Origin of the sequence: Streptomyces sp. MK37H (assembly GCF_018035285.1) — a bacterium.
GTDB lineage: Bacteria > Actinomycetota > Actinomycetes > Streptomycetales > Streptomycetaceae > Streptomyces > Streptomyces endocoffeicus.
On the sequence record NZ_JAAAYH010000008.1, the window covers coordinates 1 to 14295 of the forward strand.

At 66.4% G+C, this 14295-nt stretch carries 11 protein-coding genes and 2 pseudogenes; 8 read left to right on the plus strand and 5 right to left on the minus strand.

Translation table 11 applies throughout. From position 1 onward, the window contains the following. Positions 1–122: 122 nt before the first annotated feature. On the minus strand, positions 123–2147 hold the full coding sequence (locus GWI24_RS02575) for a hypothetical protein (RefSeq protein ID WP_210944258.1): 2025 nt from the start codon (positions 2145–2147) through the stop codon (positions 123–125). A 995-nt stretch (positions 2148–3142) separates the two neighbouring features. On the opposite strand from GWI24_RS02575, the pseudogene GWI24_RS44765 reads away from it, so the two are divergent. After that, positions 3143–3235: pseudogene (locus GWI24_RS44765) on the plus strand (hypothetical protein); the annotation flags it as partial. A gap of 487 nt (positions 3236–3722) precedes the next feature. Here the strand turns inward: GWI24_RS44765 and GWI24_RS02585 are convergent. From GWI24_RS02585 to GWI24_RS02595, 3 genes are read right to left on the minus strand one after another with little or no spacing between them, the layout of a single operon-like run. Continuing rightward, positions 3723–4994: a hypothetical protein gene (locus GWI24_RS02585; RefSeq protein WP_210944259.1), complete on the minus strand. Its 1272-nt coding sequence runs from the start codon at positions 4992–4994 to the stop codon at positions 3723–3725. Continuing rightward, the gene (locus GWI24_RS02590) at positions 4994–6496 is read right to left on the minus strand and encodes an N-6 DNA methylase (RefSeq protein WP_247615779.1); all 1503 of its coding nucleotides are present in this window, start codon (positions 6494–6496) and stop codon (positions 4994–4996) included. Before GWI24_RS02590 ends, GWI24_RS02585 begins: the two co-directional genes overlap by 1 nt. A gap of 5 nt (positions 6497–6501) precedes the next feature. Further along, positions 6502–6693 (minus strand): hypothetical protein, encoded by a 192-nt coding sequence (locus GWI24_RS02595; RefSeq protein ID WP_210944260.1) that lies wholly within the window; start codon positions 6691–6693, stop codon positions 6502–6504. Positions 6694–6926: 233 nt separating this feature from the next. Here GWI24_RS02595 and GWI24_RS02600 point away from each other — a divergent pair, with 233 nt between their 5' ends. The 7 genes and pseudogenes from GWI24_RS02600 to GWI24_RS02625 all read left to right on the plus strand — a co-directional run bounded on the left by GWI24_RS02600 (position 6927) and on the right by GWI24_RS02625 (position 12487). Then, complete coding sequence (locus GWI24_RS02600; RefSeq protein WP_210944261.1) at positions 6927–7241, plus strand: TIGR02679 domain-containing protein; 315 nt, start codon at positions 6927–6929, stop codon at positions 7239–7241. Positions 7242–7311: 70 nt separating this feature from the next. Continuing rightward, the gene (locus GWI24_RS02605) at positions 7312–8850 is read left to right on the plus strand and encodes a UvrD-helicase domain-containing protein (protein WP_210944262.1); all 1539 of its coding nucleotides are present in this window, start codon (positions 7312–7314) and stop codon (positions 8848–8850) included. Positions 8851–8957: 107 nt separating this feature from the next. Further along, positions 8958–9389: pseudogene (locus GWI24_RS46735) on the plus strand (competence protein CoiA); the annotation flags it as partial. 576 nt (positions 9390–9965) lie between these two features. Beyond that, positions 9966–10226, plus strand: a complete 261-nt coding sequence (locus GWI24_RS44770; protein WP_247615771.1) for a hypothetical protein — start codon at positions 9966–9968, stop codon at positions 10224–10226. A 100-nt stretch (positions 10227–10326) separates the two neighbouring features. Next, positions 10327–11466: a PrsW family glutamic-type intramembrane protease gene (locus GWI24_RS02615; RefSeq protein WP_210944264.1), complete on the plus strand. Its 1140-nt coding sequence runs from the start codon at positions 10327–10329 to the stop codon at positions 11464–11466. After that, entirely contained in the window at positions 11463–11978 is a 516-nt protein-coding gene (locus GWI24_RS02620; protein WP_210944265.1) for a hypothetical protein, read from the plus strand. The genes GWI24_RS02615 and GWI24_RS02620 overlap by 4 nt, the downstream gene beginning before the upstream one ends. An 8-nt stretch (positions 11979–11986) precedes the next feature. Continuing rightward, positions 11987–12487, plus strand: coding sequence for a hypothetical protein (locus GWI24_RS02625; protein WP_210944266.1), 501 nt, complete (start codon positions 11987–11989; stop codon positions 12485–12487). A gap of 280 nt (positions 12488–12767) precedes the next feature. Here the strand turns inward: GWI24_RS02625 and GWI24_RS02630 are convergent, their stop codons facing one another. Then, positions 12768–14282 (minus strand): LacI family DNA-binding transcriptional regulator, encoded by a 1515-nt coding sequence (locus GWI24_RS02630; RefSeq protein WP_210944267.1) that lies wholly within the window; start codon positions 14280–14282, stop codon positions 12768–12770. Between the last annotated feature and the right edge of the window lie 13 nt (positions 14283–14295).

The window sequence follows — 14295 nt, forward strand, 5'->3', positions numbered from 1 at the left end:
GACGTAGACCGCCTTAGCCGCGCTGAAGGTGGCCTTCGGTCCGAACGGCAGCGGCCCGGCCGGTCCATCGTTGCGCAACCAGTCCCCTGCATATGCCGCGAGGGACGCAAGCTTCCCAGGGGTCATGAAGCGACCTCAGCAGCGTCCTGGTCGTTCCACTCCTCAACCGCCTCGTCCGGGCTGTCGAGAAACTCGGCGGTCCAGCTGTCTTCCCGCCTCGCGGTCGAGTGGCCTCCCCTGCGGTTGCGGCGTTCCCAGATACGGCCCCAGAAGTCCAGGTCGGCGCCGACTGCGTCCAGAATGCCCTTCCATTCCTTGACATGGCTGAGGTCGATGCCCACCATCTCGACGTGATCCGTTCCATCCCCCGCCTTGACTCCCCGTAGGGCAGCCATGGTCTCTTCGAGCTGACGTACAGCGGCGCCAAGGGCAGCAGCAGCGTCACGCAACGCGTCGTCAGGGGTGTCCATGGATGTCGGCCGAGCCGGCGAGCCGGCCTTCGGGAACGTCGAGCGAAGGTATACGTCGTTGAGTGTCTGATCCTGCGCACGGTCATCGGTGAGACGAATGGTGCCGTCTTCGTTGACTGCACGCAGAGCGGAACGGCCGTCGTTGTGGTCGACGATGGCCCGATGCAGCTGCTGGATTCCTAGGCGTGACGTGAGCATCGTGTCGATGACCTCACCCGGGCGGCGCCGGTCATCAGCGTTCGGGTTGTTGCTGGTGCCTCGGTCGGCCCACAGCGACAGCGTGGCAATGAGCGGGTACGCAGCACGGGCAGCGAGTTCGAGTCGTGCCTGGCCAGGCGTTCCTGCCGGGTCTGCGTCGAAATCGCTGAGGGCGTCCCCAAGTACCGCGTCGGCATCGCGATGCGTGGGGTTGAAGTGGTTGTCGCGCACCGAGACGAATCCGTGCTGCATGTAGCGACGCACCCGGTCGGGACTGGCCCCTTCCCCGGCCACAGACCTCACGATCAAAGCCACCGCGAGCTTCACCCGGACATTCTTGGTGATGCGCTTGCGGGTCGACTGACGGGTCACAGCATCTCGGATCGCGTCACGAACGGCCTGGTCGTTGCTGGTGAACAGGGCAATGATCTCGGCTGCCCGGATAGCCGGGTCGGTCGGCAGATGGGCAGTCTTAGCCTGGGAACGGCTGATGGCGCCGGCTAGCCACCTACGACGCAGAGGGGTGAGGATCCCTCGGTCCTCCATGACGGTCAGCGCCTCGTCCGCGAGTGACTCGAGTTCTGGCCCTTCGCCCCACTCCTTCGGGGCGTCGACATGCCGAAGCGCTACAAGCGACTTGACCGCGGAGGAGAAGCGGTCGGGCCCGCCGGGCAGAGGTCGGTAGCCGACGAGAATGAGCGCCGGCATGGTCTCGCAGCGCAGCGCCTCGGACTGCTTGACCGTGGGACCTTGCTCAAATGCCGTGTTCAGTTCCTTGATCCGACCCCTCATGAAGGTGTCGGATTCGGCCTTCACGACGACCTCGACGCTGTTGCCGTCTCCGAGGAGGTCGTGGGCGGCAGTGGTTCGCGACGACCCCTCGGCAGTGGTCATAGCCCACAGGTCTGAGCTCTCTTCGCCGGAGTGCCTGTAGCGGTTGGCAACCAGCCATACCTCAGTCAGTACGCCCTGATTACGAATCGAGTATCGCCAGTCGTTCGCAGCGAGCACCGCGCGGGCTGCGAGAGCCGAGGCCCACGCCATGTGCTCGGATGATTCGACTTCGATTTCGAGGTGGGGCGTGATGCCGTTGCTGGTGGGGTCGTCAACGGGCGCGAACCGAGACTCCTCGTCCGTCCCCGGCTCGATCGCGATGGGATGGCGGCGGGCATCACCGATGCGGGGGTTTCGGATATCGGGCAGCGTGCGACGTGTCCACACCCTCGCACGAACAGCGAGGAGGGTGCCTCCCGTGATGGCCAGCGCCGTCGGAGTCTCGATCGATCGGCGGAGTTCGGCCGGGTCCACTACGGCATTGGCGACGCACTCGGCCGCATCTGGCGCGAGGTCGAACGTGTCGACGAGCTTCTCAGCCGCCTTGCGGCGGGCAGCGATCGGAGCAAGCTCGGGGAGCTTGTCCACCGGTCGCGGAGGTACGTGATCGTGCGGAGCGGCCGTCTCTTCAAAGATCGTGGTCATGTTCCGATGCCCTCCTGGGCGTAGTTGGGCACGCCGAAGAGCACGGAACAGTTGAATTACCGATCATCCCGCTTGCTCCCGGGTGCCACACGAATGTGGTCCGTGCCCGGGAGGTCGGACGACTCAAGCCGTCAGGCGCATCCCCTCCGACTCGTCTGAGGCAAGCCCCAGCGTGGTCTTCGGCGGCAACGCGGCACTCGGCATAGTCCGCGGCGTGAGGAAGCATGCCTCCACGTTGCCTACCCCAGGGGGAACCCTGAAGCGACCATGCTCCGCTCCACGCGTCGCAGGCGAAATCGACACTAGCACGAGGCAATCAACTCACGTGGACAAAGCGCTGTTGTCCCGCCTCCTGCATCCTCAATGCACCTCAGTGAACGACTCACTGCAAAGCCCCCCAGCCCCCGTCAGGCCAACAGGTCCCGCCCTCCTGCCGCAGCCTCCACCCACCGGACACGCCCATCACGCCACCGAACACCGAACATAAGACCATATTGACGGTTCGTCATGAGAGAGAACCCAGCCTGCGGGCTGCGGTACATGAAGCCGCGCTTCCCAGCGAGGACTCCTGTGGCCATTGCGCCGGCCCAAGAGCAGTAGGCTGCCCGCGAGTTATTCGCCTCGGGACGGGATCTGGCGCTAGTCGCCCGGGCCGGGACCGGCAAGACATCCTCGCTGATCCTGATGGGCTCCGCGACCCGTAGACATGGGTTGTACGTCGCCTTCAACCGGTCGATCGCTGACGACGCACGGGGACGTTCACTACCGCGAGCGCCTTAACAACTCGGCGCGCATCCCCGCCAAACACACGGCCCACTACACGACCGACCGACAGGTCATGGCCCGCCACATGGAGTGGGTCAACGGACGCGACGATCAGGCGCAGGAGTTCCTCGCGCGCTCTGCTGCCCTACGCGCATCGGGCCTGGCAGGACACCTGCTCCGTCGCGGGCAAGCTGCGGTTCGAGCACGATCACTACATGAAGTTGTGGGCGATGACCAAGCCAGTGCTGCCCGCCGACTTCGTCTTGCTGGACGAGGCCCAGGACACCAATCTTGATCTGGAGGAGGTCTTCCTCGCCCAAGAGGCGCAGCGGATCTGTGTAGGTGACCCGGCCCAGCAGATCTACGGATGGCGCAGCGCGCGGGACGTGATGACCGGCTTTCCGGCCGATCGCCTCCACCTCACCCAGTCCTTCCGCTTCGGTCCGGCGATCGTCACGGCGGCCAACCGCTGGCTCAGACACGCCGAGTCCGAGATGCAGCTCACCGGGCACCGGCCCAGCTCTTCCTGCATCGACAAGCTGGCGCATCCGGACGCGGTGTTGTGTCGGGGCAACGCCGACGCCATGCAAGAAGTCCTGGCCTTCTTGGAGCTGGGCATCCCGGTGGCGCTGACCGGCGGCGGGAGTGCGCTCCACCGCATTGCTAAAGCCGCCGCCGACCAGCTTCTCGAATGCCACGATCACCGAGAGGGTGAGGCCACGCTCCGTGCAGTGCTCACGGTCGGTGACTCCTCCGTCAGGCCGTTCCTGGCTCCGCGAACGCCGGGGACCATTCCTCACTTATTGCCGGTCATCCCCTCGGTGCAGGGCCCGCAGTGGGGCGAGGAGCAGGAGTGCCCTGCTCTTCCTGCTCGGCTGTCGGTTCCCGGAGAACACCGGCCTTCGCTGAGATGTCGCGCAGGAGTGCGTCCCGCAGGGTGTGCAGCGTCGCGATCTTGGCGACCAGGAGTCGCGCCACGGCGTGCAGGGGATCGGCCATCGTGTGGAAGTCGGTGCGCGTGAACCGGTCCGGCCAGGTGACCTCCAGGCGCTTGAGGGCGCCGGCGGAGATTTCCCGCCCGTTCTGGCCCTGCGCCAGCCGTGCGATGTCGCTGCTCCTACTCCTGAGTTCGTGGAGCAGCCACCAACCGTCCTCGTCCTCAATAGGTCGTACGGCCACGACGCCCCTGAGAGGTGTTGCTGGTCGGCGCGGCACGGCGATGTGTGCGCCGTCGGAACGGGTGCTCAGCATCAAGGTGCCGGGAGGATGTGCCTTGCCGCCGTTCGCTGGGCTACTCAGACGGAATCTCTGAACGTGGGGCACGGGGAGGCCGTAGAGATCTTTGGGGGCGATTACGTCGGCTACATCGGTGGTGAGTTCTGTGGGTAACGAGGGAAGCGAGCGTTCGGAGCCTTCGCCCGTCTTCGGTTTGGCGACCTTCGCGAGCGGGTGTGTCTCCCATGGTGGAATCGTCGACGCCCAGTCGTCATGGAGGGCGTCGGCCAGTTGCACTGCCTTGCACGCGGTCTCCTGGTAGAGGGCGGTCATCTCCTCGATGAGGCCGAAGGCCCGGTGGTATGCGGTGATGACGTATGGCGGGGGCAGCGGAAACAGCATGCGGTGGAGGGTGTCGAGGCTGATGGTGGGCTCGACATGTGCCGTCACGTCCTCGTCGATGCGGGCCTTCGCCGTGGGTGTCTGTAGCCAGATACGCAGCCACCGCACTATGTGCGGCTCAGCGCGGATGATGCCGATCGACCTGGTCGCTGTACATCCCGCGTGCTCGGCGGTGACCAGTGCGGAGTCGCCCACCCGCCGGACGAGAACGACGGCCAGGTCGCCCTCCCTGAGGGTTGCCCGGCTGGGCGGGGATTCGCCCAGCCGACACTCATTGGCCCTGGGCGAGAGGATCCTGCCGTCCTGGACGAACGTCGAGCTAACGACTCCTGCAGTCTGATCGGCAGCCGCGTCGTCGAGGAAACCGGAGGTGGTGTATATGTCCCTGCGGGCCCGCTCGATTTTGATGGAGGTCGTCTGCCAAGCCGCCCTACCTGAGTCGGCCTCTTCGGCATTGGCTTCCATCAGATCTCCTCCAAGACGTCCAGCAGTCGGAGTTCCAGGTCGCGCATCTGGTCGAACTGATCGGCCAGTTCGAGTTTGAGCTGCTCGACCCGGCTCCGTGTGTCCCGTTCGGGGCTGGGAGCCTCCACGGCGTACGAAGTCGGCATCAGGCTGTACTCCCGGTCGGCGATCTCCTCGGTGGAGCAGCTTCGGGACCAGCCAGCTGCGTCGTTGTACGGCGAGGCCGCAGAACCGTTCTCGGAGAGGCCACGCCAGGCCGCCAAGGTGGTCAGGATCAATGCCGTGTTCTTGTTGCCCAGCCTCCTTGATCTCGAATCCGGGACCGGTTCGAAGGCTCGCCGCGCGTTGACGAAAAGCACCTGCCGGCGACGGTCCAGGACGCCCCAGCCGGGACGCGCGCTCTTGTCCCTGTTGAGCACCCACAGACAGGCCGTGGCTTTGCTGTGACCGAACACGCGAGGTGGCAGAGCGATCACGCACTCGACGAGATCGTCACACAGGAGGCGTTCACGGAGCCTTCGGGTGTGGGGTTGTCTGCTATTGGCCGCGCTGTCGGCCATCAGGAAGACAGCACGTCCGGCCGGAGCCAGCGCATGCGCGATGTGCTGAATCCACGCGGAGTTGGCGGACCCTCGGGATGGCGATTCATCCGGCCACCGGGGATCGACAGGGACAGGAAGAGCCGACCAGCGGGCGCCTTGCTCCGTCTTGTCCTCCGGCGCCCAATCGCGCTGGTTGAAGGGAAGGTTAGCCAGGATGATGTCGTAGGGCTCGAGTTCGGGCTCCGCGAGGCTGTCCCCGGGCGGGAAGACGTGGGCCGTGATCCCCCGCACCGCGAAGTTCATGCGGGCCACCTGTGAGGTGTGGGCGTGCTGTTCCTTCCCCTGCAAGGACATGGCCGGATGCAGCTCGACGCGTTCGCGGACATAGCGGTGACTCTCGACGAGCAGTCCCCCTGAACCGCAGACCGGGTCCAGCACTCTGTGCCCGTCGCCGGGGACGGCCGCACCGACCATGAGACGTGTCATGTCATCCGGCGTGAAGTAGTGGCTGCCGTCTGCCTGGGCCTGGTCCGCCGAGAGGTCATGGAGGCACTGGTCGAGCAGGGGCCCGACCCGCTGGGTGGAGCCGATGGCTTGGATGAGAGCGTGCAGTGATCGTTCGGAACCGGAGGGCGGAATGGGCATCAGGCTCCTCATGCCCACGTCGGCGCCCTGTTCGTCGGCTACGGGAAGCCAGTGGCTCAGACACTTGCTCACGGCAGCGCGGATTCCTGAACCGTGCCCTGCTGGCTGACCCAGCAACCACGACCACGTCGGTACGCCGGTGCCGGGAGCAGCGTGCGCGGTCCGGCTCAGATACAGCAGCCCGAGGACGAGGCGAGTCGCATCGTGGGCGTTCATCAGCCGCGAGAGGTGCGTGCGGTGTCGGCGCACCTTCGCGAGCACCTCGTCGAGCGAGGAGGCACCCTCGGCCTGCATGTGTCCTCCAAGGGCACTCATGTCGCTCACGAGCCCACCACACCCAGGGCGCCCATGACCACGATGAGGAGTGTCAGGGAGCCGGCGAAGGTCAATGCTCCGGTCTTGAAGGCCGCCGTGGGACGCCCTCCCTCGACGACGGTCACGACGCTGCCGGCCAGAGCGGCGACAAGCGCCGTGAGGACCGCGATGATCACGTACATCAGCCTCGGTTGCACGTGGTTCCTTCCTGAGGTCGGGGGATCTCCCAGCGGACGAGTAAGCCGGTGATCCCTGGCTTCAGGAAGGACAGTAGAAGACGTAGACCGCGGGCTACTGGGTGCACGCCGTTTGGGATTTTCTTAGGAGCGCGCGCGGAGTTCAAGCACTATCGTCGAGTGCACGTCGTTTGGGATTCAAGACAGCGAGTCGGCGAGGGGGGGGTGTGTCCCGGCCTTGGACTCACGTCCAAATGCCCTCCGCCCACGGCAATGCCTCGCACCGGGTGCCGTCGATTCCGTTGGCGTGGAGTAGTCCGGAGCGGCGCACGAAGGCATGGAAGCAAACGCTGGCCGCGCTCAACACTCAGGAACGCAACGACCTGTCTCTCCTGCTGGGCAAACCACTCACCGGTGCCACCGTGACCGTACGGCTTGACGTGCTCGACTCACGGCTGTGCGCCTCGGCCATCGGACTCGGCCTCAGGGACACCCTGGAGGAACTCGGCCCGCCCCAACCCCGCGCGACCCCGCCGGGACGGAGACACAGCGGAGCTGGTGATCGATAGACGCACACCCTCTCCGTGTGTCACCGTTCAATCGCGCTGTGAAGCCGCATCCACCCTTTTGAGGAGCACGATGCCCGCACCTACCGCCGAGCAGAGTACGGCCGTCGATACCTTCCGGCGCGGGGGCCACATGGTCCTGCAGGCCGGAGCCGGGACCGGTAAGACGACGACGCTGGCGATGCTCGCGGCCAGCACGGCGAAGCCCGGCCGGTACATAGCGTTCAACAAGTCGATCGCGAACGACGCCGCCCGCAAGTTCCCCGGCAATGTGCGGTGCAAGACCGCGCACTCGCTCGCCTTCGCAGCGGTGGGCCACAAGTACGGAGCACGGATGAACGCGCCCCGGGTGCCTGGCTGGAAGACCGGTGCCTCCCTGGGCATCTCCATCAACATGCGGGTCCGGATCGGCGAACGCAACGTCACCAACAAGGCCCTCTCCTACACCGTGTTGCGGACCGTCACCCGCTTCTGCCAGTCCGCGGACCGCGTCATCAAGCGCCACCACGTGCCCCGCCTGCGAGGCGTCGAGGCCAAGGATCTGCACGCCCAGCTCGTGGACATCGTCCTGCCGTACGCCGCCAAGGCATGGGACGACCTCCAGAATCCGCAGGAAGGCGTTGTCCGCTTCGATCACGACCACTACCTGAAGATCTGGGCGTTGACCGAGCCGAGGATCGAGGCGGACTTTCTGCTGCTGGACGAGGCACAGGACACCAACCCGGTGGTCGAGCAGGTCTTCAACGCCCAGCGGGACCACTCCCAGCTGGTGATGGTCGGCGACTCCGCCCAGGCTATCTACGGCTGGCGGGGAGCGCGAGACGTGATGAGCGACTTCGACGGCACCCAGCTGGCCCTGTCGCAGTCGTTCCGCTTCGGTGCCGCGCTGGCCGAGGAAGCCAACCGGTGGCTGCGCCTCGTCGACTCTCCGATCCGCCTGACCGGCACTCCGGCCATCAACACCCGGCTCGAACGGCTGGAGGAACCAGACGCGATCTTGTGCCGGTCCAACGTCGGCGCCATGCTCGAAGTGATGCGCCAGCTGGAAGCCGGCCGCCGCGTCGCACTGGTCGGCGGCGGCGACGCACTGCGAGCCCTGGCCCGGGCCGCCCGCGATCTGAAGGCCGGCAAACGCAGCACCCACCCCGAACTCATCCTCTTCGAGAACTGGGGCGAACTCCAGGAGTACGCCGAGTACGACCCGTCCGGACGTGACCTGCTGCCTCTCGTCGACCTGGTCGACGAGCACGGGGTGGACGTCATCCTGCAAGCGGTGGACCGGCTCGCAGCCGAGCAAGGGGCCGAGATCGTCGTCTCCACCGCCCACAAGGCCAAGGGGCGCGAATGGGCCTCCGTACGCATCGGCGAGGACTTCGAGGAACCGGCCGACCAGGAAGAGACCGACGAGAACGGCGACCCGTTGCCCGGCGACATCGACGACGCCGAGGCACGCCTCGCCTACGTCGCCGTCACCCGTGCCCGGCACAACCTCGACCTGGGCGGCCTGTCCTGGATCAACCAGCACCCCGACGGCAACCCCAGCGGCAAACGCCCGCCCCAGGCCCCCGAACCGCCCTCAGGCTGGGCCGCGCTGGGACCCGCACCGCACTGAACACCTGGCGAGATGCGGCCCGAACGGCGATGTCAGTGTCCTCTGCCACCGTGGAGACTGGCACGAAGGATCTGGTCGGAGAGGGGTACCAGGTGCCGATGACGGCGATGCACCCAGAGCGCGGTCGGATCGATGCCACGGCCGAGGGCCTCGGCTGTGACTGGTCTTGGTCGGCCATCCACCGCGTACGGCCCCGGGTCCCTCTGACCTGCCCGGAATGCGGCCGTGGACTGCGGGCCAAAGTCTCCCGCCGCGGTCTGCGATTCTTCGCCCACGATCCTGGCTCGCCCACGTGCTCTCTGACCGGGGAGACGATGGAACACCGCCTGCTCAAGCTGGAGCTCGTCCTCGCCGCGAGGGAAGCCGGCTGGCACGCGGAGCTGGAGGTGCCCGCCGCCAGCGGGCGGTGGCGGGCGGATGTCCTGGCCACCTCGCCGGACGGCCCCCAGCGAATGGCCTGGGAAGCTCAGTTGTCCCCGATCACCGCATACGACATCACCCAACGCACCGAACGCTACGCCGCCGACGGTGTCGCGGTCTGCTGGGTAGCTACCCACCGACGTCCCTGGCTCGGCGAAGTCCCTGGCGTCCGCGCCAGGCCACCCAGCGATGAGCCCGAGTCGCAGTGGCAGGTCACCGAAGGTCTCGCCCGCTTCGCAGTCGAACCGTGCGAAGACGAACGTGTGTGCCCTGGTGATGGGCACGGAGTCTGGAGCGAAGTCCGGGCGCCCTTACGGGAGTTTGTGACTTGGTCGCTGTCCCACCGTGTCATTCCGCACCGCCTGTCCCGCCCGGCGTACCTCGCTGGCAACCGGTGGGCTCAGGTGTGGACGACCTCGCAGTACGCTGCCGCGGCGGAAGAATTCTCCCGGGCCGCAGAGCGTGATCGGTGGCTAAGCTCTCCCCGCGGCTCGGTCCGTGTCATGGCCCCACAGCAAGGAGGCACGGACAATGTCGCACGGCAGGCTGCTCGGTTGCTGACCGGCGCCCAGCCCACTGCACGTCGCCGCCCTCCTTCGCCTCGGACACCGAGAACAGCGGGCCGCCCCCGTATTCCAGCAAATCCAACCCTGGAAATCGGACCTGATGCGAGTATTCCTGCACTGCACGACGCCGTGACCGCCTGGGTGCAGGTAGCGACCGGATCGACACCCCAGATACGCCACAGCTCGCGTATTGCCGATGGGGCAGCGATCTACCTCGACGGCAAGCCTTACGGTGTTCTGCGACCGGACCCCGAGCAGATGGATTGGCAGCGGTGGCGAGGCTTGAAGGATCTCGTGGTCTTCGCCGCAACCCGCGACGAGCGCAACCGCATCGCCGTCGCGGCCCCGAACGGCGTCCGCATCGTTGTCCTCGGACAGCAAGGTTCTTGAACGCCGCGGGGCCGACACGCGCGGCATGAGAGGCCCTTGTACGCCATCCAACAGGCCCTTACGCTCGCGCACTTGAGCCGACAGCTGTGGGGGGCTGGGCATGGCGGTGTTGATGGTGGCCGCGACGGTGTACGGCGTGGTGCAGCTGCTGGTGTTGTCATCGCCGACGCGTTCGGTGCGGGTCTCCACCGTCCTGCTGGCGATCGCAGTGGGCGTCTACGGCTGCGGCATAGTGACCGTGCTGCTGGAGTACGCGTATACACGCACCGTCTCCGACCAGCCCCATGGTGGGGCGCTGCTCAACACCGTGAAGACGGCCAGTTACACCGTCGACCCGGTCATCGAGGAGCTGGTCAAGATCACGCCGCTGCTGCTGGCGGCGTGGAACGTCAAGATCCGCCGCCAGTGGGGCCTGACCGACTACGTAGTCACCGGCGCGGCGCTGGGCGCGGGGTTCGGGCTGCTGGAGGCGGTGGCCAGGTTCGGCCTGGACGCGGCCCGGGCCATCAGCCACCCGGCCGGGGGCTGGATCATCCCCGACAGCCTGCAAGCGCCCTGGATCCCTGGCCCCGATCAGGTCTTCGCTGCCTGGTTCCCCGCCCCCTTCACCACCCTGGACTTCGGCGGTGCCCACCCGGCCGCTGACACCAGCCCCCATCTCGTCTACACCGCCGCCGCGGCCCTGGGGGTCGGCATCCTCATCCGTGGTCGCCACTGGCTGCGGGCCCTGGGGCTAGTGCCCATCACCGCTGCCTGTGCTCACCACATGCTCACCAACTACGCGGCCGCACAACCCGGTGCCCGGGACACCCAATCACTGGTCGAAGACCTCAACGGCATCCTGTGGACCATCCCGCTGGCCGTGCTGGCCATCGCGATGGGCGTCGACATGTGGCAGATCCGCCGTGCCAAGCGGACGGTCCCAGGCGTACTGCTCCGCGAGGAGCGAGCCGGACGCACCGGCCTTACGGCATTGACCGGATACGGGCTGTGGTGTGTTCCCTGGTCCACGCTGATCGCACTGCGCTTCGCGCGCATGCGCCGGGCCCTGTTCTATTGGAAGCGCTCAACAACTTCCTCGCCTACCTCGGCTTCGCCCTCATCCTCCTCGCTCTCCTCGCCCTCTTCCCGCCGGGTGGTGGACTCGCCTTCGCAGGCGCCGGCATCGCAGCAGGCACGATCACCATCGAAGCCGCGATCCACGCCGCCGCGCTGGGGACGCTCGGCATCGTCCTCATGACCGCTGCGGGTGGTGGCGCACCGACCGACGGGCCGCCCGAGGGACAGGCGGATGCCGGAAGTCAGAGTGGCTCGCGCCCCAAGCCGGAAGAGCCGAACCCTGTCACCGAGGAGCAACAGCAATCCTTCCATCAGAGCCAGCAGCATCTGAACGGCCTCAGCAAGCGGAAACAGGCAGACGAGGTCGGCAGAGGCTTCGAAAGAGACGGTCAGAAATACAAGCCTGAAGCGCCACTACTCAAGACCGGCAAGCACGGCGTTGACTGGTCCGAAGGAACGGCTCGCGCGATAAGAGACGGACGACCCCAGGGGCAGTTCGGCAGCGCAGCGGACGTCAAGTACGCAGCGGAACGCGGAGCCGAACTAGGGCCGAATAAGACAGGGTTCTTCAGGCTACCTGAAGGGCACAACTGCATAGAGTATCTTCCAGATGGCACGACGCGCACACCGAACAGCATTTTCGTCAAGGTGTACCCCAACGGCAAGGTCCACGCCTACCCACTGACTCGATAGGAACAAGCATGAACTTCCGGCTGCAAGCAGGGAACCCTGAGGCCCTGAAGGTTGGGCCAGCCGACGACATGGCGGATGCGGCAGGGCAGATGTATCCCATGGAGACCGAAGATGCCATCCTGTTCTGGAACCGGGTCCCCGTGCGACTCGAATACCGTTACGACATTCCCGTCTTGCTTGATGACCTCGTCCCGTTGCTTGAAGAAGTCCAGAATCCGGGATTCTCTCAAACACAGGTCCACTGGGGATCCGACACATTCTCCACCGAGTGGAACATCGTTCGCGACGGAGATTCCCTCAGAATCGATTCGCACTGGGACAGCGCCCATGGAAGCTACGAGTTTCTTCTCAACGACCGAAGCCAGTTGACCGTAGGAATCGCTGCCTTCGTAGCCGAGTGGCTGAAATTGCTACGCCGGATCACATCCGACCTCATCATCTGCCATGTACGCCTGGAAGATGATGACATCGCGGTCCGGGCGAAAGCTTTGTTGTCGAAGTCGAGCTGACCCTCCGAGGAGAGGACGCGCAGGCTCTCCGAGTACAAGGCCGAGCCGCGGCAAGGATGGGTACGTGCGCACCTGATGGGGCCGGGTACCGTACGCCGGATCTGAGATCGCGCCCGGAATGCACAATCCCGGCCCCATGCCGTGCCTGGGCCGCGGCTCGACACGACGGCAGTTCGTGACGGGCTGGGCACGCTACTCGAACGGGACCGCCGAGGGCACGCGGCATCCGGACGAGTCGGACTACCGCACGCACGGACAACGCGACGATGACATGCAGTGATTAGCGCGCCGCCAGACGCGCCCGCAGGAGATCGTTGAGCATGCGTACCGGTGAGGTCGGGCCCATGACCAGACGTGCGTCGAGTGCCGCCTCCCACTGCTCGGTCAGACCGAGCATGAGGCGTTTGCGCATGCCGGGGGTGACGTGGGCGTAGCGCGCGGAGATGGAGCCGTCGATGTGGCCCATGCGCTCGTCCATGAGCACCTTCTCCGTGCCGAGGTCCTCCATCACGGTCCGGTGGGTATGGCGAAGGCCATGGGGGGTGAGGCCCTTGGCGATCGGAAGCCAGCAGGCATCGGCCCGCTCACTGGCGCCGCGCCGTCGGGCTGGCACACCGGGCCACGGCTCGGCGAGCAGGGGCACGGGTCGTGGCTCCTGCGGCGCCTTCTTCGGGTACCAGCCGGAGACCGCAGGGGTGAACAGCCAGGTTGCAAAACCGTTCCTGCGCCAATGGGCAGCGTGCTCCGGCACCACGCCACCCCGCACGAATCCGAGGTCCACGATGGCCTGCTCCACCTTCACTCGCGTGGCTTCGGTGACGCGGTCGGGGCGGTTGAGGACGTTGGACACCGTGCCCGTGGAGACTCCGGCACGGCGCGCGACGTCAGCGAGCTTCGCGCCCTGGTGGCCGCCGGTGCTGGCCGCGCCTTGCCCCCGGAAGACGTACGTCTTGCCGTGGCAGGGACACGGCGTGGGTTTCGTGCGGGCGATGTGGTCGGCCACCAGCGCCGACAGCCAGTCCATCGAGTCGAGGGTGCGGTAGCTGTCGTCCTTGGGCGGGCAGCGCACCAGCTCGCCCGAGTCGAGTTCGTACAGCTGCCACTCGACACGGAAGGCCCCAGGGCGCACGAACTCAGTCTCAAGGCCGACGATCTCGCCCCAGCGCATGCCCGTGTACCCCTTGAGGACCACGGCGACGAACTCGTCGTCGCGCCCCGACAGGAGAGCGGCCCGCTCGGCGGTCAGCAGGATGCCGAGGGGGTCGGTGACCACCTTCTCCGGACCACGGTTTCGGGAGCGGCCGGCGCGCTTGCCGCGCCCGCGGCGCCTGGCCGCGGGGTTGGAGGTGAGCAGGCCCTCGTCGATCGCGTCCTCGAAGATCAGGTGGAGGGTCGAGCGCCACGTCTTGACGCTGGAGGCCGCGTACACGGCCTTCTCCTTCTTCTCCCAGGCATCGACGTCCGTGCGCAAGATGCCAGCGAGCGCATTGTCCTCGAACTCGGGGAGCAAATGCTCCTCGATGTGACGCTTGTAGTTCTGCATGGTCGAGGCGGCCAGGTCCTGAGCCTCGTACCAGCGGTTCGCGTACTCGCCGAAGGTCTCCTGGCCGAGCGCCGGGTCACGCCAGTCTCCTCGCCGATATTTGTTCTCGGCCTCGCTCGCAGCGCGCTGTGCCTCACCCTTGGTGGCGAACCGGATCGCCCTACCGCTGTCGTCGACGACCGTGAGGTGCTTGCCGGGCACGACCTTGTACCGGCCTCGCCAATAGTTCCCGCGCTTCTCCGCGAAACCCAAGTCCCGCTTTCCT

Excerpts from the sequence above, each read along its gene's own strand:
- GWI24_RS02605 (WP_210944262.1), top strand. The coding sequence starts at position 7,312 with ATGCCCGCACCTACCGCCGAGCAGAGTACGGCCGTCGATACCTTCCGG.
- GWI24_RS02620 (WP_210944265.1), top strand. The coding sequence starts at position 11,463 with ATGACCGCTGCGGGTGGTGGCGCACCGACCGACGGGCCGCCCGAGGGA.
- GWI24_RS02615 (WP_210944264.1), top strand. The coding sequence starts at position 10,327 with ATGGCGGTGTTGATGGTGGCCGCGACGGTGTACGGCGTGGTGCAGCTG.
- GWI24_RS02625 (WP_210944266.1), top strand. The coding sequence starts at position 11,987 with ATGAACTTCCGGCTGCAAGCAGGGAACCCTGAGGCCCTGAAGGTTGGG.
- GWI24_RS02600 (WP_210944261.1), top strand. The coding sequence starts at position 6,927 with ATGCCCTCCGCCCACGGCAATGCCTCGCACCGGGTGCCGTCGATTCCG.
- GWI24_RS02590 (WP_247615779.1), bottom strand. The coding sequence starts at position 6,496 with ATGAGTGCCCTTGGAGGACACATGCAGGCCGAGGGTGCCTCCTCGCTC.
- GWI24_RS02575 (WP_210944258.1), bottom strand. The coding sequence starts at position 2,147 with ATGACCACGATCTTTGAAGAGACGGCCGCTCCGCACGATCACGTACCT.
- GWI24_RS02585 (WP_210944259.1), bottom strand. The coding sequence starts at position 4,994 with ATGGAAGCCAATGCCGAAGAGGCCGACTCAGGTAGGGCGGCTTGGCAG.